Raw genomic sequence first — 718 nt, 5'->3', positions numbered from 1 at the left:
CCCTCCATCTTCAAAGACTTTCGACGTTATCGAATCCCTGTTCACAGGTTTTCCCGAACATGAAGGAAAGCGCTTGAGCCTGACTCATGATGAACCACCGATGCGGATTTTTCCCGTATGGAGAGGAAAACGCGAGGGGGACCCTCTGACCTGCCGTTATGAGGAGGAGCCTTCCTCCAGATGCGGAAAGAGGCCTCCTGCCGTTCTCTTTGGCGGGGTGTCCGGGAGTTTCACCCGGCTACAAGGGTTTAGAGCCCCTGCGATCCATTCGATCCACACCCCTTGATATATAAAAAGAGCCGTATGCAAGATGAGAGCATCCAGAAAATTTCCAGATAGAAGTATGTTTCTATATGAAAAAAATGGATTCATTCCTTCATCTCGAATACGCCCTCATCATACGCAGCTTCCCGATTTTTGTCTATAGATATATCAGATAAAAATATCAGAAACAGGGAGAAAGACTTTCTTCCTCCCGCCTTCTCAAAAAACGGACACGAAAGAGCCGGTTCCCATCCCGGGGAACTTTTTTCTCGGACTGGCCGAACCTACTATGGCTTTCAGATTTTAATCCGCTCTAAAGAAGAAGAAGAAGAAGAAGAAGAAGAAGATGATGATGATGATGATGATGATGAAGATGATGAAATGTCGGGGGCTCCCTATACTCTTTCCACTTTCAGACAGAGAACCACAGTAAGGGAGTTCCCATTCACGTGAA

Annotated in this window: 1 protein-coding gene; it reads left to right on the top strand. The window is 46.5% G+C overall.

The genetic code is table 11. The features are described 5' to 3' along the window. The first annotated feature begins 417 nt into the window (after window positions 1-417). A complete protein-coding gene (locus HMPREF0178_RS21760) occupies window positions 418-717 on the top strand; it encodes a hypothetical protein (RefSeq protein WP_157134999.1) in 300 nt (99 codons plus the stop codon). Window position 718 lies beyond the last annotated feature (1 nt).

Origin of the sequence: Bilophila sp. 4_1_30 (genome assembly GCF_000224655.1) — a bacterium.
In the GTDB taxonomy this organism is placed as follows: domain Bacteria; phylum Desulfobacterota; class Desulfovibrionia; order Desulfovibrionales; family Desulfovibrionaceae; genus Bilophila; species Bilophila wadsworthia.
This window is presented reverse-complemented; position numbering and strand designations above follow the sequence as displayed.